At 67.5% G+C, this 24,561-nt stretch carries 19 protein-coding genes and 1 tRNA gene; 5 read left to right on the plus strand and 15 right to left on the minus strand.

From position 1 onward, the window contains the following. Window positions 1-5: 5 nt before the first annotated feature. Window positions 6-890: an SGNH/GDSL hydrolase family protein gene (locus GOPIP_RS19555; RefSeq protein ID WP_035728470.1), complete on the plus strand. Its 885-nt coding sequence runs from the start codon at window positions 6-8 to the stop codon at window positions 888-890. A gap of 6 nt (window positions 891-896) precedes the next feature. On the opposite strand, the gene GOPIP_RS19560 is transcribed toward GOPIP_RS19555, so the two are convergent. The 12 genes from GOPIP_RS19560 to GOPIP_RS19620 form a co-directional block, all read right to left on the minus strand. After that, window positions 897-3,827 (minus strand): acyltransferase family protein, encoded by a 2,931-nt coding sequence (locus GOPIP_RS19560; RefSeq protein ID WP_006371507.1) that lies wholly within the window; start codon window positions 3,825-3,827, stop codon window positions 897-899. Between the two features lie 407 nt (window positions 3,828-4,234). Continuing rightward, on the minus strand, window positions 4,235-5,131 hold the full coding sequence (locus GOPIP_RS19565) for an SGNH/GDSL hydrolase family protein (protein WP_035728472.1): 897 nt from the start codon (window positions 5,129-5,131) through the stop codon (window positions 4,235-4,237). An 89-nt stretch (window positions 5,132-5,220) separates the two neighbouring features. Beyond that, window positions 5,221-7,278, minus strand: a complete 2,058-nt coding sequence (locus tag GOPIP_RS19570) for a protein kinase domain-containing protein (RefSeq protein ID WP_006371509.1) — start codon at window positions 7,276-7,278, stop codon at window positions 5,221-5,223. A 37-nt stretch (window positions 7,279-7,315) separates the two neighbouring features. Next, window positions 7,316-9,916, minus strand: coding sequence for a protein kinase domain-containing protein (locus GOPIP_RS19575; RefSeq protein WP_006371510.1), 2,601 nt, complete (start codon window positions 9,914-9,916; stop codon window positions 7,316-7,318). 194 nt (window positions 9,917-10,110) lie between these two features. Continuing rightward, the gene (locus GOPIP_RS19580) at window positions 10,111-11,028 is read right to left on the minus strand and encodes a YfaP family protein (protein WP_006371511.1); all 918 of its coding nucleotides are present in this window, start codon (window positions 11,026-11,028) and stop codon (window positions 10,111-10,113) included. 676 nt (window positions 11,029-11,704) lie between these two features. Next, complete coding sequence (locus tag GOPIP_RS19590; RefSeq protein ID WP_081482537.1) at window positions 11,705-12,577, minus strand: bifunctional 5,10-methylenetetrahydrofolate dehydrogenase/5,10-methenyltetrahydrofolate cyclohydrolase; 873 nt, start codon at window positions 12,575-12,577, stop codon at window positions 11,705-11,707. A gap of 96 nt (window positions 12,578-12,673) precedes the next feature. After that, window positions 12,674-12,745: transfer RNA gene (locus tag GOPIP_RS19595), tRNA-Val, on the minus strand. A gap of 93 nt (window positions 12,746-12,838) precedes the next feature. After that, window positions 12,839-13,591 (minus strand): CPBP family intramembrane glutamic endopeptidase, encoded by a 753-nt coding sequence (locus tag GOPIP_RS19600; RefSeq protein WP_006371514.1) that lies wholly within the window; start codon window positions 13,589-13,591, stop codon window positions 12,839-12,841. Window positions 13,592-13,595: 4 nt separating this feature from the next. Next, complete coding sequence (locus GOPIP_RS19605) at window positions 13,596-14,666, minus strand: NAD(P)H-binding protein (protein ID WP_026920038.1); 1,071 nt, start codon at window positions 14,664-14,666, stop codon at window positions 13,596-13,598. A 96-nt stretch (window positions 14,667-14,762) separates the two neighbouring features. After that, window positions 14,763-15,746 (minus strand): helix-turn-helix transcriptional regulator, encoded by a 984-nt coding sequence (locus GOPIP_RS19610; RefSeq protein WP_006371516.1) that lies wholly within the window; start codon window positions 15,744-15,746, stop codon window positions 14,763-14,765. A 62-nt stretch (window positions 15,747-15,808) separates the two neighbouring features. After that, window positions 15,809-17,437, minus strand: a complete 1,629-nt coding sequence (locus tag GOPIP_RS19615; protein ID WP_006371517.1) for a serine/threonine-protein kinase — start codon at window positions 17,435-17,437, stop codon at window positions 15,809-15,811. After that, on the minus strand, window positions 17,434-18,375 hold the full coding sequence (locus GOPIP_RS19620; RefSeq protein WP_006371518.1) for a CE1 family esterase: 942 nt from the start codon (window positions 18,373-18,375) through the stop codon (window positions 17,434-17,436). Before GOPIP_RS19620 ends, GOPIP_RS19615 begins: the two co-directional genes overlap by 4 nt. A gap of 248 nt (window positions 18,376-18,623) precedes the next feature. Between GOPIP_RS19620 and GOPIP_RS19625 the strand changes: the two genes are divergently transcribed. After that, on the plus strand, window positions 18,624-19,442 hold the full coding sequence (locus GOPIP_RS19625) for a maleylpyruvate isomerase family mycothiol-dependent enzyme (RefSeq protein ID WP_006371519.1): 819 nt from the start codon (window positions 18,624-18,626) through the stop codon (window positions 19,440-19,442). Window position 19,443: 1 nt separating this feature from the next. Here GOPIP_RS19625 and GOPIP_RS19630 read toward each other — a convergent pair whose 3' ends face one another. Further along, window positions 19,444-20,298, minus strand: coding sequence for a spermidine synthase (locus GOPIP_RS19630; protein ID WP_006371520.1), 855 nt, complete (start codon window positions 20,296-20,298; stop codon window positions 19,444-19,446). Next, window positions 20,298-20,846, minus strand: a complete 549-nt coding sequence (locus GOPIP_RS19635) for a TetR/AcrR family transcriptional regulator (RefSeq protein ID WP_006371521.1) — start codon at window positions 20,844-20,846, stop codon at window positions 20,298-20,300. Before GOPIP_RS19635 ends, GOPIP_RS19630 begins: the two co-directional genes overlap by 1 nt. Before the next feature lie 54 nt (window positions 20,847-20,900). Between GOPIP_RS19635 and GOPIP_RS19640 the strand changes: the two genes are divergently transcribed. From GOPIP_RS19640 to GOPIP_RS19650, 3 genes are read left to right on the plus strand one after another with little or no spacing between them, the layout of a single operon-like run. Beyond that, on the plus strand, window positions 20,901-21,938 hold the full coding sequence (locus GOPIP_RS19640) for an FAD-dependent monooxygenase (RefSeq protein WP_081482538.1): 1,038 nt from the start codon (window positions 20,901-20,903) through the stop codon (window positions 21,936-21,938). A 60-nt stretch (window positions 21,939-21,998) separates the two neighbouring features. Next, a complete protein-coding gene (locus tag GOPIP_RS19645) occupies window positions 21,999-22,631 on the plus strand; it encodes a Type 1 glutamine amidotransferase-like domain-containing protein (protein ID WP_240523954.1) in 633 nt (210 codons plus the stop codon). 16 nt (window positions 22,632-22,647) lie between these two features. Next, the gene (locus tag GOPIP_RS19650) at window positions 22,648-23,604 is read left to right on the plus strand and encodes a cobalamin biosynthesis protein (RefSeq protein ID WP_020170872.1); all 957 of its coding nucleotides are present in this window, start codon (window positions 22,648-22,650) and stop codon (window positions 23,602-23,604) included. Window positions 23,605-23,847: 243 nt separating this feature from the next. Here GOPIP_RS19650 and GOPIP_RS19655 read toward each other — a convergent pair. Beyond that, window positions 23,848-24,561 (minus strand): HNH endonuclease signature motif containing protein (locus GOPIP_RS19655; RefSeq protein WP_006371525.1); only part of this gene is annotated, 714 nt, incomplete at its 5' end.

The raw sequence follows: 24,561 nt of genomic DNA on the forward strand, positions 1-24,561 counted from the left end.
CTATTGTGAACAAACTGTCGCTGTCTCAGCTCACCAGGATCTGCACCCGTGGCCGCTTGCGCCGCGTCGGCGTCGGCATGCTCGCCGGGGGTGCGCTGGCCTTCGCGGGAGCCGGACACTGCGCCGCCGCGCCGTCGGACGCACTGCCGGACCTCAACGACCTGCCGGGCATCGTCGCCGGCATCCCGAACTCGTCGTCGGACATGGGGTTGGGCGATCTGCTGCCCAGCCTGCAGAGCCTGATCCCCGGGACGGGTGACCAGACCGGTATGTCACGATGCACCTCGGTGATCCAGGTCGGGGATTCGACGTCGGTGCGCGCCGACGATCCGGCGTACGTTCCGGCGGCCGGAGACACTGCCAGTGCCCAATACCGCCGCGTCGGGGTCAACAGCTTCACCCTCGATGCGGTCAGCGGCCGGGCGATCGTCGGCGGACCCTCACCGGATGCCGAACACGCCGTCGCGTCCCGGCTCGCGTCCGGCGCACGCGGCTGCTGGGTGATCGCCATGGGTGTCAACGACGTCGGGGACATCTCGACGGGAAGTTCGATCAACGCCGACGCCCGCATCGATCGGATCATGCGCCAGCTGTCCGGGCAGCCGGTCCTTTGGCCGACGGTCACCTCGTCGAACCCGAGTAACAAGGCGTTCGATTCGGCCGCCATGGCCACGTTCAACACCGCACTGCGCAACGCGACCGCTCGCTACGCCAATCTGGCCGTGGTGGACTGGGCCGGCGCCGCTGCGCCGGCCGAGTTCACCGACGGCGTCCACTACACCGCCGCGGGCACCGCCGATCGCAACAAGCGATTCGCCGATGCGCTGGCCGCGGCGTATCCGTCGGGCAGCGTCGGCGCCGCGCCCTCGACGCGGTGGGTTGCCGGCTGACGGTCCTCAGATCGGGCAGGTGATGTTGGGATCACGCTTACCGGTGACGGCTTGCTGCAGGCCCACGGTCACCGCATCGGCATACATCCAGGTGCCTGGTCCCATCGGGTGGACGTCGTCGGGACCGAGGTTCTCCGGATGGGCGGCCGCGGCCTGACACCACGGCGCCAAGAAGACGTTGCGGTGTCGCGGCGCGTACTGCAGAACCTGTTGTGCTGCCTGCGGGATGCCGTCGACCGGACCAAACGGGACCAGCAAGACGATCAGGTGACCCGGGCCGATCTCGGAGAGGATGCGATCGAGCTGTCCGGGGAACGCCTGCCCGTTGGTGCCGAATCCCAGCACCACGAACTTGCGGAGCGCGCCGGACGCGCGGAGATCCTCGATGACGCCTTCGCCGCCGCTGTAGTGACGCGAGACCTGCGCATCGATGTAGATGCCGGGGAACCGCGCACGCAACGCCTGCGACGAGGCGAGCATGACCGAGTCGCCGATGCCGGTGATCTCCTGGCCGGTCGGTAGCCGTGGTGCACTCGGCGCGGCCGGACGTGGGGGAGCCGGAGGCGGGCTCGCATTGGCCCGGCGCTGCAGCTCGGCGAGGTGGTCGAGCTGCAGTTCCAACTGCGACTTCGACGGGCTGGTCCCCAGCGCGGAACCGGCGAACAGGATCACGACCAGGCCGGCGGCGAACACCGCGGCCGGGATCGGTAGACGTGCCGAATTCCCGAGGTCGCGCAGCACGCCGCGGAAACCCTTACGGCGGAACGGTGTCTCGATGTAGCGGTAGGACAGTTCGGACAGGCCGAGGGTGATCACCGCGGCGAGAATGCCGATCAGCCAGCCGGGAAGGGTGAATGACGCCGTGCCCTTGCCCTCCTGGAACCAGGCGCGCAGGAAGACCACGACCGGCCAATGCCACAGGTACAGGCTGAACGATCGCTCGCCGAGGTATCGCAGGGCCTTTACGCGCAGGATCACCGGGACCGGCCCGGTCTCGCCGACCGCGGTGTGGATCACGCCCGCGGTCAGTACCGAAGCCAGCAGGAGCCCGCCCTGGTAGGTGAGTGGTGAGGTATCGGGCAAGGTGAACATGAGGACCAGAAGCCCGACGAAGACGACCGGTGCGACGGTCTTGCCCAGGATCTCGGCGGTGCGCGGCGAGACCCGACGTGGCCACGAATCGGCGGCATCGGCGGCCGGGGCGGTGCACAGCAGTGCCAGTGCGGCGCCGATCAGCAGGCCGAAGGAATGGGTGTCGCTGCCGAAGTAGACCCGGCTCGGGTCGGTGTCCGGGTTGTAGATCGCGATCATCGCGGCCACCGACGCCGCGCCGAGTGCGATCGTCACCGCGGCAGTGATCCGCAGTTGCGTACGCGTCGAGGTTCGGCGTGCCAACCACAGCACACCGAGGAACAGCAGTGGCCACACCACATAGAACTGTTCCTCGATCGCCAACGACCAGTAGTGCATGAAGATCTGGGGTGTCGTCTCGGCGAAGTAACTGTGCGACTGCGCGATCTGCACCCAGTTGTTGACGAAGAACGCCGACCCGAGGAATTGGCTCTTGAGCTGCACTCCGACGTCGCCGCCGATGAGTCCGGCGACGGCGGTGGCCACGACCAGGACCGTCAGCGCGGCCGGAAGAATGCGACGGGCGCGTCGGGTCCAGAACTGCGACAACGAAATTCGCTTGCTGGCTCCGTATTCGCGAACGAGTAGCGAGGTGATGAGGAAGCCCGACAGGACGAAGAAGACGTCGACGCCGAGGTAGCCGCCGCGAACCGCGTCGCCGAAGAAGTGATAGAGCACGACGGCGAGCACTGCGATACCGCGAACGCCGTCGAGCGCACGGCTGCGCCGGATGCGACCCGGCGCCAGAGTGGCTGCGCCGGCCGGTGAGACAGCCGATTCCGGATCAGCTGCCGGCTCCGAGGTCGTGGGAGTGGTCGGTGAGAGGAGCTTCGTGGACAGCGTCCAGACCGGTTTGGGGATACGGACGGTGGGCGCCGACGACTTCTCGTCTGTGTCGGTGTCTGTTTCTCTGTCTGTGCCGGCGTCTGGCTCGGCGCTCTTCTGGGCGGTGCGCCGGTCCCGCATGTTCGGGATCGCCGTGACCGTCGCGGCCTGGGCCGCATCGACCGGTATCTCGACCGTGTCGTCGGACGGGGTCTCGGCGCTTTCCTGCGCGGAAGTGTCGTCGTCGGCGGGCTCGTCAGCGTCGTCGGCGTGGTCGGAGTCCTCCGCCGCGTCGGCGGTGGCCTCCGCGTCCTCGTCCTCGTGTGACGCTTCGGCGTCGGGAGCATCCTCGACCACCGATGTCTCGCCGGCCTCGACGTCGGCGTCGGTCTTCTCGCCGACCTCATCGGTGTCGGGGTTATCGGTGTCGGCGCGTTTTCCGTCGACGAGTTCTTCTTCCTCGACACCGACCGAGTCGGTGGCGGCCGAGTCGGTGCTGTCAGAGTCGGTGCGGTCAGAGTCGGTGTCGTCCGCCTCGGGACCGTCGGTCTCGGCCGCTTCCTCGTCATCCGACGGGGTGTTGGCCGCCTCCTCCTCGGCTGTGTCTGTGTCTGTGTCGGTGTCGTCCGACGTCGTCTCGGTGCCGAGTGCGACCGGCAGTTCGGCGGTGACCTCGTTGGATAGGCGTCGGAGCTCGACGGTGTCGGCGTCGCTGATCGCCCTGAGTTCCACGGTCTCCGCATCGGAGCCTTCGATGTACGGCTCGGGTCCTCGTGGTGGCGCCGGAAGCGCGTACACCGGCTCCGTTCCGGGCTCGTGGAGGACTCCGATCGGGCTCAGGCTCGCCATCGGGCCGGTGATCTCCAGGCTCGTGGGGGGAGGCGCACCGAGCAGGGTCGACGTCGTGTGCCCCGAGCCGTGGTGATGGGTCATCGATGGGATGTGCCGACGCGCGCGCCATGTGCGCAGGCGTGCCTTCATGCGTTCGCCCTCCCTTCTCTCGATGCTGTCGTCGGTGTCGTGTCTACCTCCGTGACGATCGATATCACCCTCGTCGTGGCTCGGTCGACATGGCTACGAGACCAGGAATCGGTGACGACAAACCCGACGGCATGCGCGCGCACGTCGTCGAGGGCGGGCAGGTGGGCTGACCCTGTGTGGATGGGGCGTGGCATACAGGCAGGTAAGCGTTTCGTTCGGGTGCGGTGGTGACATGACAGCGATGTCGAGGTGCTCGCAGGGGAGCATCAGCCGCTCAGTGTAGCGGGGTGGCGAGACGTTTCTGCGCACGACCGACCGCAGTGTCCTCCGGTTGGGGGAACGATGACCGATTCGCGAATATGGATTGTGGCCCAAAAGAATTCGTTGCGATTGCAACTACTTCCAGGTCAGTTCGACACCCACTTCGTTGCCGGTGTGACACCGGTGCCGGGAGGGAAGGCCGTGGCCAGTGCGCCGGCGAAACGCATGTTGCGAGCCGCGATTCCGGCGGCAGTGTAGTGGATGCCATCGTCGAACCATTCGGGTTGCCCGGCGGCCGCCGCGGCCCAGTCGTAGACCGCGAGATTCGGGTAGCGCACCACGGCGCGTCGCAGCGCGTTGTTGAATGAGGCCGTTGCCGTGGTCGTGTATCCCCGCGCGGCGGCGTCGGCGGTGACCGTCGGCCACAGCACCGGCTGGCCCCGCAACTGGTTCATGATCCGATCGATGCGCTCGTCGGCGGCCACGGTCGAGCCCTTGGCGATGTCGGCTGCGTCCTCGAGGCCCATCGCGATCACCCAGCAGCCCCTCTCGCCCCTGGCCAGATGTGTGGCGACAGCCTCGGCCGCATTCGGCCGCCCGTCGACCGCACCGACGATCGATCGGCCGCGGTTGGCGTCGAGGTCGACGGTGCCGACACCGACCCGCTTGTACTGCGCGGACAGGGTCTCGGCTGGGCTGGGAACCTTGGTCGGGGAGTCCACGCCGACCGAGGTCGAATCACCGATCTGGACGACCGAGGTGCAGCGTGTGGTGCCCGGCGCACCGCCCTGGCGCAGGAGGTCGCCGAGTCCGGGGATCATCGGCAGCAGCTGTGACAGTCCGAGCTCTGACGAGCCGGTCGTCAATTGCCGGCTCAGGGCGCCTGCGACGTCGTCGGCGGGATCGGCCGCGGCGGTGCCCGCCGCGGCACCGATCAGCGCGAGCGCAGTCGTCGCGCCCAGGACGGCGGTGGCGGTGCGGCGCAGACCTGGGCGGCCGAGCGCGGTGGGTCGTGGACGGAAGGCACGAAGAAGTCGAGTCACAGTAGTCACACTGAACTACATCAGCCACTTCTGTAGCAATTCAGGTCGCGGCACAATTCGATCACGGCCCGGGTGTCGTCGGCGACCGATCAGGTGGGGAACTTCATCAAGGTCGGTGTCGGTCGAGACTGGGTGGTGCCGTCACCGAGTTGTCCCTCACTGTTGAGTCCCCAACAAAACAGCTGGTCATCGGAGATCGCGCACGTGTTGTTGTCCCACACGGCCACCGAGGTCACATCGGCGATCCCGTGAACGAGCGCCGGTGTCAGCTGATTGGAGTAATTGTTGCGTTGATCCCCCCAACACATGAGGGTGCGCGAGCTGGTGACCGCGCAGGTGGCGCCCCCGTTGGAGGTGATCGAGTCGACGTCGGAGAGCACCTTCGTCGGCAGCGGGCGATTCGCCGTGGTTCCGTCACCGATCTGGCCGGAGCTGTTGTTGCCCCAGCAGTAGCCGACCTTGTCGGCCCGGCGCGCGCAGGTGGTGCCGTCGTCCCAGTTGTCGCCGACGGTCAGCGTGGAGGCGAAGCGGAAATTCTTGATCTGGGTCGGGGTCGATCGGTCCTGGGTGGTCCCGTCGCCGAGTTCACCACTGGCGTTGTGGCCCCAGCAGTAGCCGACGGAGTCGGCGATGGCGCACGTGGAGCCCGCCGCCACCGACACCGATGTGACCGAGGACAGCGATTCCACTTTGGTCGGTGCGGTGCGCGTGGTCGTCGTACCGTCCCCGACCTGCCCTTTGTCGTTGAGACCCCAGCAATACAAGAAACTGTCGGCGATGGCGCAGGTGGTGAATGCGCTGCTGACGATGTCGGTGACATTGGTCAGCCCCGGAACCTCCTTGGGCAGGAGAACCTTGCTGATCGAGCCCCAGCAGTAGGCTTTACCCGAGGCCACCGCGCAGGTGGCGGCGCCGCCGACCGTGATGGCCGAGACATCGGTCAGACCGCTGACCCTGGTCGGAGTGCTGCGGTCGGTGGTGGTGCCGTCGCCGATCTGACCGTTGTCGTTCTCGCCCCAGCAATAGGCCAGCCTGTTGTAGACGGCACAGGTGTTCGACGAGTTCATGCTCACCTCGCGCAAGGCGAGTGGCGCGGCGGCCGGCGGTACCGGGTCGGAGCGTCCGACCGCCCATGCGGTGCTCGCCACCGCGATCACCGCGACGGCGAACGCCGCTGCGAGGGCCAGCAGCAGGTTGCGACGACGGCGGGTGGTGCGTTGACGCGATTCGACGGTCGGTGCATCGGCGTCGGGCGGCAGGTGGCTCCCGCCGCGGGGGTCCGTCGTCGCCAAAGGACTGATCGCCGATGCCGGGCCGCCCGTGGAGGTCATCAGCACCGCAGCCAGGTCGCGTGCGAACGACTGGCAGTCGGGGTAGCGCTGCGCGGGGTCCTTGGCGAGCGCACGGGCGAACACCGGATCCAGCGCCGCCAGGTCGGGTCGGCGTGCACTCAGTGGCGGTGCTGGTTTGGACAACAGTGCGGCCATCATCGCTGAGGGCGTCGGGGCCTCGAAAGGTGCAGCGCCGCTGAGTAGTTCGTAGGTGCTGCACGCGAGCGCGTACTGGTCACTGGACGGTCCGGCGGGTACTCCGTCGATGACTTCTGGTGCGGCGTAGGCCAGCGTCCCGATGAACGCGTGGGTGGCAGTCATCGACGTCGAATCGGCGAGCTTGGCGATGCCGAAGTCGAGGAGGACCACCTGATCGATCGACCCGTCGGCCTCACGGGTGACGATGATGTTGGCCGGCTTGATGTCGCGGTGGATCACCTGATGACGGTGGGCGTAGTCGAGTGCCTCGGCGGCACGCACGACGACGTATCCGATCTCCGCGTCCGAGAGCCCTCCGGCCGTGAGGTCCTTGCCGTCGAGATAGGTCATGGTGAACCACGGCGAATCGTCCTCGACGCCGTAGTGATGGATCGCGACGATTCCCGGATGATTCAACGAGGCGACGGTTCGCGCCTCATTGGTGAATCGTTGTTGGAACTCTGCGTTGTCGGCGGCGTTGACCGAGATGACCTTGAGGGCCTCCCGACGCAACAGGTGTGGGTGCTCGACCAGGTAGACCTGGCCCATTCCGCCGGCACCGAGCTTGGCGAGGACCTGATAGCCGGCGAAGATGCTGCCTTCTTCGAGATGTGCCACTACTGGGTGCCCCTCTCTGCGTGACTGCGGTGCGCGATCAAAATGCGACCTGCACGGGCGCGTTGACCGGATCGGTGGAGCCGATTCCCAGGCCGCCCTGATTGTTGTCGCCCCAGCAGTAGAACTTGTCGCTCACCTGAGCACAGGACGCGACGGAGTTGGTGGTGACGGCGGTGACCGTGCCGTTCAGTCCGGAGATCTTCATCGGCGTGCTGAAGTAGCCGCGGGGATCGTATCCGGCCCCGTTCGAGCTGTTGTTTCCCCAGCAATAGGCGGCCCCGCCGGCGACCGCACACGTCGTCTGCGTCCCCAGCGACACGGACGTGACGTCATTGAGGCCCGGGACCTGTGTCGGGGTCCGCGACGTCAGTCGGTCGCCACCGCCGGTCTGGCCGAAGGTGTCGTTACCCCAGCAGTACAGGTTTCCGTCGCCGACGGCGCAGGTCGTACCGACCGACGTCGCGACGTCGGTGATGTCGGACAGTCCGCCAATCCGGGTCGGGGTGTGGCGATCATTGGTGGTGCCGTCGCCGAGTTGGCCACGACTGTTCGATCCCCAGCAGTACACGGCCCCGCCGTCGGTCAGTGCACACGTCTGGCCGGAGTCCGTGGTCAGCGAAACGGCCCCGTCGACACCCTTGACCCGGGTCGGGGTGGTGCGGTTATCGATGGTGCCGTCGCCGATCTGGCCGTAGGTGTTGGCGCCCCAGCAGTACGCACCGCCGTCGGCGACCGCGCAGGTGGTGGAGTCCGAGGCGACGTTGTCGCCCGACAGCGTCACGTCCGACCCGACCGACACCGACGTCACGTGATGGAGTGCGGCCACCTTGGTGGGGGTCAGGCGATTGTCGGTGGTGCCGTCACCGAGTTGACCGGCGGCATTGTTCCCCCAGCAGTACAGGGTTCCGTCGGCGATCGCGCACGCCGACGTCCAGCCGACCGAGATGCTTGTCACCTTGGACAAGGTGCCGACCTGTACCGGAGTGGTGGAGTCGACCGTGGTGCCGTTGCCGAGAGCGCCGTCGGAGTTGGAGCCCCAACAGAAGGCCTGGCCGTTGCGGATTGCGCACGACGTGTTGTGGGCGTTGGACAGTGGCGTGGCGGTGACCTGGGCCAGGGTCGGTCCGCGGCCGACGACGAACCACGTGGCCGCCACGGCGACGACCGCGATCACGGCTGCGGCGGCGAGCGCCAGCGCGGAGGCGAGCACGCGGCGACGGACGCGCGTGCCGCGACCCGAAGCAGACGGGTCCGCCGGAAGGTCCATCGGTGGCAGCGTGTCCGGCGAACCGGGAGTCGCCGATCCGGTCGGCGGCGGTGCGAGCCGGTCGTCGGGGGAATGCGGTGGCGGTGGGTCTGCTGCCACTCCCATGCCGGGTGGAATGGTTTGGCCGACAGAGGGATTCGGCATGGGAATGCCCGGGGAGAGGTCGCCCTGGGATGGCCCGGTGGCGGGTGACGCCGGCGGCGTCGATGAGCCGCCGGGGGTAGAACCGGTATCGAGGGGCACGACCGTCGGCGGTGCAGGCGCCGGGGTCACCGGGCCGGAGGTGGGGTCGACGTCAGCCGCAGCGACGTCGGGCGCAGCGACGTCGGGTGTGGGCGGAACGGACAGGGGGTGAACGGTTGCGTGGCGTGCAGCACGTTCGGGGACGGGGAGTTGTTGGACGGGCGCTTGTGTCGGCTGCTCCGGCACGGACACGGGGGGTGCAGCCGGTGCCGCTGTGACCACCGGTGCAGACGGTCCCGGTGCAGGGGAGTGGGCGCGCTCGCGGAACGACGTCGGCGGTGTTTCGGGTGCGGAGGGCTGGTGCTGCGCGGCGGCCCGCGACGCGAGGGTGGCGACCGTTCCGACGAAGGCCCGGCAGTCCGGGTAGCGCCGGGCGGGGTCCTTGTCGAGCGCGTGGCCGAACGCCACGTCGAGTGCGGTGAGGTCGGGACGCGTCGCGCTGATCGGCGGTGCTTGGCGGTGCAGGTGGCCGCTCACGACCTCGGTTGGCGACGAAGCGGCGAAAGGTGTTGTGCCGGTGAGTATCTGGTACAGCAGGCAGGCCAGCGAGTATTGGTCTGACGCGGGACCGGCGGGCTGACCCGCGATGACCTCGGGCGCGGTGTACTCCGGTGACCCCGACAGGGGGTTCAGGATCGGGCGGCCGGCAAGTGCCAGCGTGCCGACGTCGAGGACGACGACCGATCCACCTGTCGTACCCGGCCCGGCGGCACCGGGGAGCAGGATCTCGCCCGGCCCGAGGTCGCCGTGCACGATCCCGCGGCGATGGGCGTGATCGAGGACATCGGCGACCTGCCCGGCGATACCCAGGGCCTCGGCGTCGGCGCGCCGGTCGGTGGTCAGCAGGTGGCCGTCGACGAAGCGGCTGGTGAACCAGGTGCGGCCGGACTCCTCGCCGTACTGCAGGAGTCCACCGAGGCCGGGATGGACCAGTCCCTGCACCGCATGCGCCTGCGCGGCGAAGCGGGACCGGAAGCCGGGGGCATTCGGGTCGACGGCCAACAGCCGCATCAACACGCGTCCGGTGGGGCCGGGACGGTCTGCGATGAAGACCTGCCCGAGTGCATCGGTACGGATGGGACCGATCAGGTGATACCCGGCGACCATCCCCGAATTGCCCGCGTTCACACACTTCCCCCTCGGCCAGCCACTGATACGCCACCAGCGATTCCGGGATGACGATACCCAACACCTCGTCGCGACCGGTGCCGTAGTCGTTCAGGCGGGAGAGGAACGGCGTCGACGATTGTCGATGACGGGCGGCCGACGGCCCATCTCAGCGGACGGTTTGGTGATCTCGGGCAGGTGGTCCCGCGTGAACTTCAGCCCACCTGGAAGGTGGTCACCTCACGGATCTCGGAGGTGTCGGCGGTACGCAACCCGGGACCGGTGAAAGTCCCGGTGAAGGTGCGTGGTTGTTGACCGCCCACACTCACCGTCACGACGTAATCGGTTGCCGGCGTTCCACACGACGAATACAGATTCACGTACACGGTGTAGGTGCCGGAGGGGGCCTGCGGGTAGGTGATGTTCTCGTTGTTTTTGCCGTCGATGTCGCAGTCGGCGTTGGAGTCGAGATCCAGCGTGCCGCCCGACGAGGACGTCTTGTTGTTGAAATAGATCTTGTCGCCCGACGGCTCGACCAGGATCAGATCGAGGTCGCTGTCGACGGTCCACGACGTACTGACCTGTACCGCGCCGGTTCCGACCTTGAGCGCCTTGACCTCCTGACGCACCATCGGACCCTGCACGCCCGATGCGTCGACACCTGCGAAGTAGAAGGCGAAATCCTCCGACGGAAGTTGTTGCGCCAACGTCATCACCACCGAGGCGGTTGCCGTCGCCGATCCCAGCTTCAGTTCGGTGTATCCGGGCGCGGGTTTGCCGGTCGACTTGCCATTGTGCTTGGCCTCCAACGCTATTCGCATGGAGGTGATGGGAGTCGACGAAGTGGTGTTCTGGAGGACGCTACCGCCGTTGATCGCTGTGACGTTGTCGGGCAACCGCAGCGTCGGTCCTGCCGACTGTCCTGCGCCGAGCGTCCCCGACACCGTCGACGACGACCCGCCCGAGTCGTTGATCGCGGTCACGCCGGTGACGAAGCCGTCGATCGCGGGGCCTGCCGCGACGGGTGTGCCGCTGACCGAACAGGCGGTCGTGAGGCCGATGATGACGGTCAGGACGGCGATCGCGACCCGGCCGGCGCGTGACCGACGGGTACGAACATGTACAGAAGGCATGAAAACGATTAAAGCGACCTGAGAGACGATCCGCGCGACAACGGTCGAACCGGGGTGTTGGGGCGGGTAATCTTGTTCACCGTGCTGTGTGCTGACGATCGGCTACCGGTTGATCCGCGGAGGGTGGCAGTTGCAGGGGTGTCAGGGTCCGGGAAAACCACACTAGCCCAACAGATTGCGCATCTCATCGGCGCGGAACACATCGAGATCGACGCTTTGTATCACGGGCCGGAATGGGAGCCGAGACCGTCATTCATCGAAGATGTCAGAGCACTTGTCGCAACGGACACCTGGACCATCGAGTGGCAGTACAACGACGCCCGAGCGCTGATTGCCGAGCGCGCTCACCTGCTGGTATGGCTGGACCTGCCATTCTGGTGCACCACGTTCCCGCGTGTGGTCCGCAGGACTTTGTGTCGACGTCTACGGCGTGAGGTTCTGTGGAACGGAAACGTTGAGCCACCATTGCGCACTCTGTTCACTCACCGCGAGAACGTCATTCGTTGGTCGGTATCGACGAGACATAAGTACCGGGCACTCCTGCTCTCGCCAGGAGCTTTCGACACCGGCACCACACCTATCGTCCGACTGCGATCCCAATCCGAGGTCGACCGCTGGCTGGCGGGTCCGCTGACCTCGGCCGCGCGTGGTCGAGCCGGATTCTGAAGGTGGTGGACTAGCCTGTCGCAGGGCCGGCCTGCTGCACCCTGGTTTCGGCGGCGTCAACAGTCTGTGAGAGCAGCATCGCGATGGTCATCGGGCCGACCCCACCGGGGACCGGAGTGATCGCTGCCGCTACCCGCGCGGCGGACGCGAAGTCGACATCACCAACCCCGCCGGGGTGATAGCCCGCGTCGACCACGACCGCTCCGTCCTTGAGATGTGTGCCGTTGATGAACCGGGGCCGGCCCACAGCAGCGATCACGATGTCGGCCCGGGACAGGTGAGCGGCCAGGTTGCGGGTGCGGGAGTGACACAACGTCACCGTGGCATCGCGCGCGGACAACAACGCAGCCAACGGTTTTCCGAGGATGGCGCTGCGCCCGACGACGACCACGTCGGCACCGGCGACCACCACCCCGTGATGCTCGAGCAGGCGCACCACCCCACCTGGAGTGCACGACTGAAAACCAGGTTGGCCCAACGCCATCGCCGCAAACGATGTCGAGCTCACCCCGTCGACGTCCTTGGTCGCGGTAATCGCATCGAACACCGCGCGCTCATCGACATACTCGCCCATGGGATGCTGCACCAAGATGCCGTCGACACCAGTGTTGTTCGACAGTTCCTCGACGCGCTCGACGATTTCTGCGGTGCCAATCGAGGCCGGCAACCCCACGTGCACTGCGCCCAGCCCGAATTGCTGACAACGTCGCTGCTTCATCGACACATACGTCACTGACGCGGGATCGTCGCCGACCAGCACAGTAGCCAGCGTGGGCGGCAGTCCGGACACGTCCGTCACGCGAGCCGCCCGTGACGCGGTATCGGCATTGATGGTTGCTGCCAGATCGACACCTGACAACAGCTGTGCATTCGACATGAACACTCCTGAGCCTCGTCAATGCCCAGGCGCACGACACACACTCCGGAGGCCGGTGGTACTCCACCCCAGCGCCAGTTACGACCTGCCCTGATCCTACGGTGCGCGCAAAGGGATTCGAACCCCTGACCGCTGGTGTGTAAGACCAGAGCTCTACCGCTGAGCTATACGCGCGTGGCCACGGCCGAGGCGGCCGCACCAACTCACGAATGTAGCGGCTGAGGTGGCCTTCGCCCAAACCGGTTCGGGTTCGCCGAAACCTGGCTCTCACACCCCGACGATGGGCGGCAGTGCGAACAGCACGATCACCGACCACACCACATGGGTGCACAGCGGTGCGAGCACGCCACCGGTCGCGCGTCGCAGCACCGCGCACACCGCGCCGAGGATCACCCCGGCGAAGCCGAGCATCACATTGCCGCTGGCCATCGTGACGACGACGTAGATGGCCGTCGACACCACCAGTGGGTGCCACGGGCGGGCGGCGGTGTACACCGCCCCGCGGAAGAACAGTTCTTCGGCGACGCCGTTGCCGAGGGTGATCGCCGCGATCGCGACGAGGCTGCCGGAATCGGCGTAGGCCAGCACACGACCGATCAGGTCGTTGAGTGGGGGGATCAGGCGGGTGCCGAAAGCGCCGACGACAAAGCAGGCGCCGACCAATAGGCCGACCGACACGCCGAGCAGTACCGCGTTGCGCCGCGGGTGGGTGGGTGCGCCCTCCGGCGAGTGTCGACCGATAGCGGGGAACGACCCGGCCGGGATCGGGCCGGCGAGGAAACCACCGACGACCCAGACGACGCCGAGCGCGACGGTCAGCGGATAGAACCTGCTGTCACCCGGGGTCGCCGACAACGAGAAGCCGAGAAGGACCGCGCCGACCACCAGCGTCACGCCGACGATCCATCGCCGGCGCGCCTGCCGCGTGGGCAGGTGCCCGTTGCGGTCGGTGCGCAGTTCGTCGATCAGCTCGGCGATCGCGCCGCGGTGTCGGACAGGGCTCTGGGTTGGTGAGTCCACGTCGTCAGACTGGCAGCAATGCCCGGCCGAGTCGACCCGCCGTCCCGAACGCACCGCGGACGGTGCCGCTGATCCGGCGTCGTACGCGAGGCCAATCGCCTCCGGCCCAGGCCGGATCGGTCGAGGCCAGATGGTGCGGGTCGTCGAGCGCACAGACCGACCGGGGCGCCGGTGAGGCCACTGCTGCGGCGACCGCGTCGCGCATCGGCGTCAACCCGCCGGCAGGTGGCGGTACCAGCTCCCGGATGCGGTGTTCGTCGGCGCGCATCGGATGATCGAGGGAGGTGATGAGCTCTTCGGTGAGCGCAGACGGGATGGGGACGAGGAGCCCGGCGACCTTGCCGGCAAGACGCGTCCCGACGAATGGCACCCACACCCGCACCTTCGGCATGCGGATCGCGTCGAGATAGGCCTCGAGGACCGAGCGGTACCGACAGACGTCGGGTCCGGCGATGTCGTAGTCGCCGGCGGGTAGCTCGGGCTCGCAGGCGGCGGTGAGGTAGTGCAATACGTCGCGAATCGAGATGGGGTCCATGGGGTTTCGCGTCCACGACGGCTCCGGGATGACCGCGAGGCGGTCGCCGACGTAGCGGATGATCTCGAACGACGTCGACCCGGCGCCGAGGATCACCGCTGCACGCAGCCACACCAGCTCCGGCCCGTCGGGCAGTCGTAGGGCCTCGCCGGCGTCGGCTCGGCTGCGCAGATGATCCGACAGGTCCTCGTCATCGGGGACGAAGCCACCCAGATAGATGATGCGTGTGACATCGGCGTCACGCGCGCCCGACGCGAGGTTCGCGGCAGCGTTGCGGTCGGCGTCGGCGAACCCCGACTGACCGATCCCGTGAACCAGGTAGTAGAGCGCATCCAGTGGCCCGGCGGCGGCAAGGGCCTGCTTGACCGATTCGGGGTCGTCGACATCCATCGACACCGCGGTCACCGCGTCGAACCAGCTGAAGTCGGTCAAGCGGTCCACATTCCGGGAGGACACAACGACCTCATGTCCGGCGGCGAGCAGCGAGCACACCAACCGCGAGCCGACATATCCGCTGGCACCAGTCACGAAAAGCCTCATGAGCACCACGGTAGGTACCGGATCCGCTGGCGCCCAGGGACGCGGCGGGGTCGTGGCGGAGTCGAGACAGCCCTCGCCCGCACGGTCACGAAACGATCACGGCGCTGCGTCGCACGCTCGCCGATAGCGGGCGGCCACCCGTTCGTGGTGCTCGGCGACGCCGGCCAGTTCGTCTCGCAATGCGTCCGGGGAGAGCACCGTGAAGTCGGCGTCGAAGGCATGCAGCCACCGGGCAATCGAGGTGAGCGACGTGGAGTACAGGGTCAGTTCGCAGGTCTGCTCATCGCCGGACTCCAGGGTGCCCCACGCATCGGAGACCATCGGACCGATCGTCTCCACCGGGGCGTGGATACGCACGCGCGCCGAGGATTTGCGATACACCGCGCCCAGGCTGCGTTCGAGGAACCTCGACGCCGCTCCTTCGGGGAGCTCACGCGGGGTGAACCGGGGGCCGGTCGGGATCTTGGGCACCATACGGTCCACCCGGAACGAGCGCCAATCGTCGCGGCCGAGGTCGAAAGCGATGAGATACCAACGCATTCCGTTGCGCACCAACCGGTAGGGTTCGACCTCGCGCCGCGACTCGGTGCCGTCACCACGCCGGTAGTCGAAGCGGAGCCGTTCGTGGCGATGGCAGGTCGCGGCGATGTCGGTGAGAACATCGGCCGACACCGTCACCTGGCCTCGCGTGCGGGGCACGGCTTCCAGTGACAACGAATCCAGCCGGTGGCGCAGACGCGAGGGCATGACCTGGCGCAACTTGGTCAGCGCACCGGCCGAGGCCTCGGCCATGTCGGCCACCGGCCCGGTCGTGACCGCGTCGAGCCCGAGGGCCACGGCCAGCACCTCCTGGTCGTCGAGGAGCAGCGGCGGCATCTCCGCACCCGCGCCGAGCCGATACCCCCCGCCGACGCCGACGGTCGCGTCGACCGGATAGCCGAGCTCACGCAGCTTGTCGACGTCGCGTCGCACGGTGCGCGTGGTGATCTCGAGCCGGTCGGCGAGCTCCTGGCCGGACCACTCACGTCTCGTCTGGAGCAGCGAGAGCAGGTGCAGGAGTCGAGCCGATGTTTCCAGCATTCGCTCATCTTGCCGGACATTGCGGACCGATGGTGTCCTCGATAGGCGGAGGGGCGGCTTTCTCACGCCCCGCATTCGCTCGGCGTGATGAACGTCGTCGGATCGGTGGTGTTGTCGAGCCACTTGCCGTAGGCGGTGCCGCCGATCTGGTTGCGGAGGCGGCAGATGTCGGCGGTGGTCCGTCCGGCCACCTGGTACATCGCGTAAATCGGATTGCCGTTGTCGTCGCGTGCCCGCAACGATGAGCACGTCTGGTCGGTGCGCAGGTAACTCGACCCGGGGAATGCGGTGAGATAGCCCTGCACCTCGCCGGCGTAGTTCGACGGATCGACGGCATTGCCGACCACGACGATCCCGGTGCCGTCACATGCCGGCGTGCTGATGGGTGTGGCCAGGCCGAGGTCGAAGGCAGCCCTGGCCGAACCGGCGGGGGATGGCGTGGTGACCGATGGCGTGGTCGGGGTCGGGGTGGCCTGGCTCGCGGTGTTGGGAGGCGCCGCGGCGGTCGGTGTGGTGGTCAGGCTGGCGTCGGCGACGGTGCGAGCCCCGTCGTCGGAGTCGCGCAGCAGCACCCATGCGCCGACTCCGATGCCGCCCGCGAGCAGCACCGCGATGGCGACGAGGATCGCTAGTACGGGTGACCGGCGTGTCGGTGTCTGCGGATGGTGCTGCGGTGCATACGGATACGGCTCGAAGTGGCGGGCGCCGGAGCCTGCAGCGATCTCTGTCGGAGAGTACGACGCCGGATTCACGACAGCCGGGTTCATCGCAGCCGGCCGCTCGGTGGTGTGACCGGTGGGCGGTGCGGTGTGCGGTGCAAGCGTCGCGGGCGCCGCCGACGTGCCAGGGAATGGCGCACGGGGGGACGCTTCGCCGGGGGAGGCGAGGGCGGTGCGGGCAGCGTCGATCAGTGCACCGGCACTCGAGTACCGGTCGCGTGGGTTCTTGGCCATCCCGCGGGCGATGACCGGATCGAGCGCCGTACCGGTCCGTGGTGGTTCGGCGTTGAGGTGAGCGGCGATGAGTCGCTCGAGGTTGGTGGCGGATGCGAAAGGTTGTGTCCCGGCGATGCATTCGTAGAGCACGCAGGCCAGGGCGTAGATGTCGCCGGCCGCGCCGACCTCGTCGGCGCCGAATCGTTCAGGTGCCATGTAGCCGAACGACCCGATGGCGGTGCCCGCGGTGGTCAGGCGTGTGTCGGCGGTGCCCTGGGCCAGCCCGAAATCGGCCAGATAGGTGAAGTCGCGGGCGTCGACGAGAACGTTGTCGGGTTTGACGTCGCGGTGCACCAAACCGTCGAGGTGGGCTGCGTCGAGGGCGTCGGCGACCTGCCCGAGGATGGCCACCGCCCTCTCGGGCGCCAGGCTTCCCTGCTCGACCAGGATCGCGCGCAGATCGCGTCCGGTCACCAGCCGCATGTCGATGAACAACAGCCCGTCGATCTCGCCCCAGTCATGGATCGGGACGACGTGTGGGTCGTTGATCCGCGCCGCGACCCGTGACTCCCGTAGGAATCGGTCACGGAACACCTGATCGTCGGCGAACTCGGGATTGAGTAACTTGAGCGCGACCGTTCGTCCCTTGCGGGTGTCGGTGGCGCGATAGACCTGACCCATCCCGCCCCGGCCCAGCAGCTCGGCGATGGCATAGGGTCCGAGCGTGGTCCCGGTCCGGTCGTCGACGGCGCTCATCTCGATCGTCCGCCCACCGTGAGTGGGTGCCGGTTGAAGAACTGCCAGATCAGGGTCGTGGCCGAGATGCTGTCGCTGACGCCGGTCCGACCCCGGTGTACTGACGATCCGGGCCACACGTGGGCGCCCCCGGCGATGCGATAGTGCGAGATCTCGCTGCCGACCGACCGACACAGCGGCCAGAGGAACTGTGTGACAGCAGAATTGACGGGGACCTCCAGGGGTGTCGGTATACACCCGTTGCGCGCGGCCCACGACCGTACGATGTCGAAGATCGGTGCGTAGTGACCGCCGAGCCGGGTGCCGCCACCGTAGTGGATCGTGGCGTCGGCGGTGCCATGGAAGTCGATGATCGACGCGGGCGCCTTGGACGCCGAGCAGCCGCGCAGGCTCTGGTCGTAGAAGGCTCCGTTGACGATGGCGTACGCGGCGAATTGACCCGGCATCCGGCACGCAAGCATCGACACCAACCCACCGCCGTTCGATCGGCCGACCGCATAGGTGCGGGTGCGGTCGACGCAGCTCGTCGCCCGCACCTCCCGCAGGATTGCCGCGGTGAACGCGATGTCGTCGGCTTGCGGCGAGGAGTACGGCGCGCCCTGCCAGGACAATGTGCCGTCGGTGCCGCGCAAGCCGTCGGGGTAGACCACAACGGCCGGTAGGGCGGACAGACCGGTGTAGCGCTCGAACATCGTCGGCGATTCGGTGTGACCGGGGAACGCGAGGATCAGTGGCATCGGGGTGCGCCCGGTGTATCCCGCGGGCAGATGCACCCGGTACGTCCGTGTCACACCTTCGACAGTGGTCGTGTGGACGGTGTTCGCCGGGGCGGCAGCCCGTGGTGCGCACGCCGCGACCGGGGAGGGGGCGGCATGTGCGGGCGCTCCGGCCCCGGTGAGCAGAGCGGCGGTGGCGGCGAAAACGCTCACCATCAGCATCGTGACGATCGACCCTGACCACCTGCTCGCTACCCGCACCCGTGCAAGGATAGGACATCTCCGGCACGCTTCCCGCCCGGATGCCGGTGTCCGAGAAGCACTCGCGACATTTTGTCGCCGTGTGTGAACCCGGCGGTCGCGGCAGCGCCACCGGGGTAGCGTCGAAGCCGCCCGTGATGGTCAGGCGCGTTGGACGCCCCTGTCCCCTCCTCGGGCGCAGTCGACCAGCCCGCGAATCGGAGACCTTCATGCCCACGACGTCCATCGACCACACCACGTTGACCCCGGACCTGATCGGTGAGTGGGCCGCCTTGCGGGCGTTGGCCGACGACATCGGTGAGCAGTGGACGCAGCCGTCGATCCTCCCAGGCTGGACCAACGCCGACATCATCGCGCACATCATCGGGACCGAGAGCATGCTCGATGGACGTGACGTCGAGGCACCCGCAGGTCTCACCGATCTCGACCACGTGCGCAATCCGATCGGCGAATTCAACGAGAAATGGGTCGAACACTTCCGGGGGCGACCTGCCGACGAGGTACTCGCTGCCTACGACGAGATCATCGCGGTCCGCAGCGCGGCCCTGTCGGCGATGTCGCAGTCGGATTTCGACGCCGCGGCGGCCACTCCGGCGGGCCCGGACACCTACGGTCGGTTCATGCGAATCCGGTTGTTCGACTGCTGGATTCACGAGGTCGACCTCCGCGACGGCACGATCGGTGGGACTCCGTCTGCGGCACCGGTCGGTTGGGTGCTCGATGAGATCGCGGCGTCGTTGCCGTTCGTGGTCGGTAAGCGCGCCAAGGCGCCCGCCGGAAGCGCTGTCGCGTTCGAGATCACCGGTGCGGCACCGCGTACCGTGCGCATCGCCGTCGCCGACCGGGCAGGCCTCGTCGAGGCCTTCGACGGTGGCGACGAGGCCGCCGACGTGGTGCTCGAACTCGATGCCGTCGATCTGGTCCGGCTCGCCGGTGGCCGGCGCAGCGCCGATCCGTCGGCGGTGAAGGTTCGTGGTGATCAGGAGCTGGGGCAGGCGATCCTGGGTTCCCTCAACTACATGATCTGATCTACACGGGCTGATCCTCGGCGGTCTCGTCGCGGCTGCCGTCGGAGGCGTTCGGTGGATCGTGGCGTGCCTGCCCGGACCCGAATGCCCTGGCCTCGTCGCCGGCGATCACCCGCGCCGGAAGCGGATCGCTGAGCAGTCGTCGGACGAGTGTCGGCGAGGGATCGAGGGGACCGTCGCTGCCCGCGATGACCACGTTGCCGGTGCGTCGTCCCTTGAACATCGCCGGGTCGGCGATCAGGGCGATGTGGTCGAAGACCTCGGCCAGCGCGGCGGCGTCGGCGCGCACGCGACCGAGATCGCGGGTGTCGCCGCAGTTGGCCAGATACAGGCCATTCGGCGTGAGGACCCGCTTGACGGCATGCGTGAACTCCACCGTCGTCAGATGTGTTGGCGTGCGGTCGGATTCGAATGCGTCCCGGATGATCACTTCTCGAGTGTCGGGCTGGAGTGACTCCAGCACGGCGCGTGCGTCACCGACGCGGATACGTAGACGCGGTGCGCGCGGCAGGTCGAACCACTCGCGGACGAGACGCGCCAGCTCGGCGTCGATCTCGACCGCGACGTGTCGTGACTGCGGAAAGGTCGACGCGAGATAGCGGGGGAGCGCGCACGCGGCGCCGCCGAGATGCAGGACGGAGAGCTTCGCCTGCGCGGAATGGCGGTCCTCGATGACGGCCGCCATCTGTCGTAGGTACTCGAAGTCCAGCACACGCGGATCGTCGTCGATGTGCGAGCTGTGTGTGCCGTTGATCTGCAGGAGCCATCCGCCCGAGATGGGGTCCGGGGCCAGCTCGGCCATGCCGGTGTCGATCGGATAGGTGCCCGCGACGGGAACGGGGCGGGGGCGTGCCATCACCGCGTGAGTGTATTCAGCAACGCCGAGAAGTACCGGCGTGGGTCGAATCCGATGGTGGACTCCGGCATCGCGAGTTGGCGAAAGATGATCGCGTCGGTGGCGTCGAGCAGGATGGCCACCTGGGTGCGGTCGAGTCCGAGTGGGGAACACAACTGGTTCGCGCGGTGCTCGATGACTTTCCGTGCGCGGGTGAGTACTTCAGACACCTCGGGATTGGTGATCGCCGCTTCCAACAGCGCGATCTGAGCCGACGACCGGGGTCGTCCGTCGCCCACGGCCCACGCGACGAACGCGGCGGCGATGTCGACGAGATCGTCTGTGGTGGTGATCTCGTCAGCACCCATCGTCTCCCATGCCTGCAGATCTCCCGCCACGAGATGCTCGACCGCGCCCGAGAGCAGTTGGGCCCGGGTTCGGAAGTAGTTCGAGGTCGTGCCCTCGGGTAGTGCGCCCGCCCGATCGACCTTCCGATGGGTCAATCCATAGAGTCCGTGCTCTCCCAGCGCGCTCACCACGGCGGTGAGAACGTCGTCGCGCCTGGCCATTGGGCCACGGTAACTCATCTCGACAGGTTACTACGATCGTAGTAGCCTGCTGGCATGAGATCGGTTGCCGTAGTTGGCGGAGGTATCGGAGGCTTGGTTCTGGCGAACCTGCTGAGCTCGACCGGCTGGCCGGTCGAGGTCTACGAGGGTGCACGAGCTTTGCCCGAGAAGGGGAGCGCGCTCGGGATGTGGCCGGATGCCATGCGTGTATTCGACTCCCTCGGTCTCGCCGACGACATTCGACGCGCAGGTCATCCGCAGCAGTCGGCGGAGGTGCGTGATCCGGGAGGTGCTCTGCTGTCGCGAATCGCGGCTCGCGGAGAAACCGTGATGATCTCTCGGGTGGCTTTGCTGAATGCTCTGCTGACCGATCGCGTCCGCATTCATTTCGGGACGCGGGTGACCGATGTCGGCGCGCTCGATCATGACGTCATTGTGGGCGCAGACGGTATCAACCGTGTTGTCCGCGAGGCCGTTACAGGGGAGCATATCGAATCGCGGGATCTCGACGTGTCGGTGATCCTGGGAGAGTTCGCGGGCGCGACCGACATGTTCACCGAATACTGGGGTCCCGGTCGGTCCTTCGGGATCACGCCGTTGAGCCGCGATCGGCGAGACTGGCATGCCGCCTATCGGTCACCGCGGCCCGGGGCGGCTCAGGCCAAGCAAGAGGTCGACGATCCGCTGGGATTCGTTGCAGCCCTGTATGAATCGTGGTGCGGCGAGGTGACCGACGCCATCGCGTCGACGATTCCGGAGACGGTGACCCGGTATCACGTGCGCACGATGCCGAGGATCGGACGATGGTACCGCGGCAACGTGGTGTCTCTCGGGGATGCCGTTCATGCGATGGCTCCCAATCTCGGGCGAGGGGCCTGTGAGACGATCCTCGACGCCGAGGCGTTGGCTCGCGCACTGACCGCTGTCGGTCCGGACGAACTGTCGGACATGGAGAAAGGCTTCCGGCGATACCAACGTGACCGCAGAGGCTCGGCCTACCGAATCGCCCTGGCATCACGCATGATGTGTCGTGCCGGAATGCTCGACCGTGGGGCGGGCGTTCGTGATCTTGCCATGCGGTTGAGTCCCTGACCGACACCACGCGGACGGTGGGCTTCGGCGGGCCGATCAGCTGCGGGTAGCGTGACCACCGTGAATCTGTTGCTCCTGTCGCTGGGTTTCGGGGCGGTGCCCGGTTTCCTGTCGGAGGCCACGGGAAAGGCGCTGTCGGAGTTGCAGATCGGGTATCTCGACGACGCGCGGATCCCCTATGCCGGCCAGCCGGGTGTGCGCGCCGAACGTGACCGCCTGACGGCCGCAGGGTATGCGGTCGTGGACCTCTCGGCAGTGCGGCAGAATCTCGAGGAGTTCGCCACCACGCTCGACCGGGTCGACGCGGTGTACGTGGCCGGAGGGAACACCTTCGCCTTGCTGTGGGCGCTGCGTCGGGCGGGCGCGGGGGATCTGCTCGCCGAGCGGGTACGAGCGTCGTTGCCCTACATCGGATGCAGCGCCGGCGCGGTCGTGGTGGGTCCGACCATCGCGCCAGTGGAAGGCCTCGACGATCCGGCCGAGGCACCGGGTCCGGTCGATCCGCGCGGTCTGGAACTCATCGACACGGTGGTGCTCCCGCATGCCGACGGCCAGTTCCCGGTGTATCCCGCCGACGTGATCGAGTCGGTGCGCCGCAAGTACGAGTCGCGCCACCGCGTGACCCCGCTCGCCGACCACCAGGCGCTCTTGGTGCGTGGCGAGCAGCAGACCGTTGTGGCATCGGACTACTGATGCGGGGGTTGCTCTGATGCGCGCATGGAGGTGGTGGGTCGCTGCCGTCCGGCCTTCACCGGCAGGGTTACTGGTCGGATACCTGTTGGACCGTGCGGTCGGCGACCCGAGACGTGGGCACCCAGTTGCCGGTCTCGGTTCCCTCGCCACCGCGCTGCAACGACATACATACGCCGACAGCCGGATCGCCGGCAGCGCGCACTGTGCGCTGTGTGTGGGTTCTGTCGGTGTGGCCGGGGCACTCGCGGCCCGCCCACTCGCCGAGAACGGTCCGGCGCGAACACTGCTCACCGCCGCGGTGACGTGGGCCGTATTGGGTGGGACCACCCTCATCCGCGTCGGTGACGACGTGGCCGACTGTCTCGAGTCCGACGACGTTCCGGGCGCGCGGGAACTCATACCGAGCTTGTGCGGCCGCGACCCAGATGCACTCGACGAACCCGGGATCTGTCGCGCTGCACTGGAATCGGTGGCCGAGAACACCTCCGATGCCACCGTGGGAGCGCTGGTCTGGGGCGCCCTGGCCGGTGTTCCCGGTCTCCTCGTCTATCGGACCGCGAACACACTGGATGCGATGATCGGTCATCGAAATGCCCGCTACAACCGTTTCGGTTGGGCTGCAGCACGATTCGATGATGCGCTCAACATCCTGCCGGCCCGGATCGCGGGGGTGCTCGTCGTGGCCGCCGGTCCCGATCGGCGGGGTGCAGTGCGCGCGTGGAAGCGCGATGCATCGGCACATCCGAGCCCCAACGCGGGGGTCGTGGAGGCGAGTTTCGCCGGAGCTCTCGGCATCCGTCTCGGCGGTATCACGGTCTACCCGCACCGCACCGAGAACCGACCCACCCTCGGCGACGGGCGGGATCCGACCTCAACGGATCTTCGTGCCGCCCTGGCTTTGTCCCGACAGGTGCAAGTCGGCGCGCTCGCCACCGCCATCGCCATAGCCTGGTGGCGCGCTCGACGCTTGTGATCTGATGTTCGGCTGTCGGGGTCTCGAGGCCTCGTCGCTGGCGCTCCTCGGCACCTCGACCATCGGGAGGGGGCTTCCTCGCCGGGCGGGGGCGCTCCTTGATCGGTGGTCGAGGTGTCGAGGACTGCTAGCGGAGTTCCCTTTTCTTCCGGTGGTCGAGGTGTCGAGGAGCGTTAGCGACGAGCCTCGAGACCTGTTGCGCCGCTGCTGGTTTCCGACCCCGAACGGGTGCACGCCCCGGGTCTAGGGTCCGCGGTCACCGAGTAGGTGGGCGAGTTGGGTTTCGATCGGCGAGTCCGGGCTGGGGTCGGGGGTGAGGATTTCGACGAGGTCGTAGTATCCGTGTCCGATCGGGACTCGGCTGCGGCGTATCCGGTTGGTGGGCAGCAGCAAGCTCCGGTCGTCGCGCTCGGCGAGATCGGTATCGGTATCAACCTGTAGTGGGTCGGGTGGTGGATGTAATTCCGCGCGGATGCGGGCCAGCGCGTCGGTGTAGGTGGCCCCGACGTCGGGGAGTGCGTTGGTGCGTTTCGGGTTCGGTGTCGCTGCCCCGACGGGCGTGTTTTTGCGCCACCAGCACCGTCCGGCCCACGGCCCGTCCCCATAGATGCCGGTCGTGAATTGTCCGGGTTTGTCGCCGACCATCCGGTTGTGTTTGCCGCAGGCGGGGGCGAGGTCACCGATGTTGGTGAGCCCACCTTTCGCATGATCTTTGGTGGCGTGATGGATTTCGACGTGCGCGGCGGGCTGAGTACACCCGGGAAACGAGCAGTACTCGCCGCCGTCTTTGGCGAACAACGCGATCCGCTGGCCTTGACTCGCCAGGCGTGCCCGACCCAAATACAGGGGCAGACTGGTGTGGTCGTCGAACACCGCCAACCACGGCTGGCACTGGGCCGCCAACGCGATGACATCGGTGATCGGGAGCAGGGTGCCGGTCGCCGTGACGCCCATCCC

It is taken from the genome of Gordonia polyisoprenivorans NBRC 16320 = JCM 10675, assembly GCF_000241325.1.
GTDB lineage: Bacteria > Actinomycetota > Actinomycetes > Mycobacteriales > Mycobacteriaceae > Gordonia > Gordonia polyisoprenivorans.

Excerpts from the sequence above, each read along its gene's own strand:
- GOPIP_RS19560 (WP_006371507.1), bottom strand. The coding sequence starts at position 3,827 with ATGAAGGCACGCCTGCGCACATGGCGCGCGCGTCGGCACATCCCATCG.
- GOPIP_RS19580 (WP_006371511.1), bottom strand. The coding sequence starts at position 11,028 with ATGCCTTCTGTACATGTTCGTACCCGTCGGTCACGCGCCGGCCGGGTC.
- GOPIP_RS19605 (WP_026920038.1), bottom strand. The coding sequence starts at position 14,666 with ATGAGGCTTTTCGTGACTGGTGCCAGCGGATATGTCGGCTCGCGGTTG.
- GOPIP_RS19610 (WP_006371516.1), bottom strand. The coding sequence starts at position 15,746 with ATGCTGGAAACATCGGCTCGACTCCTGCACCTGCTCTCGCTGCTCCAG.
- GOPIP_RS19615 (WP_006371517.1), bottom strand. The coding sequence starts at position 17,437 with ATGAGCGCCGTCGACGACCGGACCGGGACCACGCTCGGACCCTATGCC.
- GOPIP_RS19620 (WP_006371518.1), bottom strand. The coding sequence starts at position 18,375 with ATGCTGATGGTGAGCGTTTTCGCCGCCACCGCCGCTCTGCTCACCGGG.
- GOPIP_RS19625 (WP_006371519.1), top strand. The coding sequence starts at position 18,624 with ATGCCCACGACGTCCATCGACCACACCACGTTGACCCCGGACCTGATC.
- GOPIP_RS19630 (WP_006371520.1), bottom strand. The coding sequence starts at position 20,298 with ATGGCACGCCCCCGCCCCGTTCCCGTCGCGGGCACCTATCCGATCGAC.
- GOPIP_RS19635 (WP_006371521.1), bottom strand. The coding sequence starts at position 20,846 with ATGGCCAGGCGCGACGACGTTCTCACCGCCGTGGTGAGCGCGCTGGGA.
- GOPIP_RS19640 (WP_081482538.1), top strand. The coding sequence starts at position 20,901 with ATGAGATCGGTTGCCGTAGTTGGCGGAGGTATCGGAGGCTTGGTTCTG.
- GOPIP_RS19650 (WP_020170872.1), top strand. The coding sequence starts at position 22,648 with ATGCGCGCATGGAGGTGGTGGGTCGCTGCCGTCCGGCCTTCACCGGCA.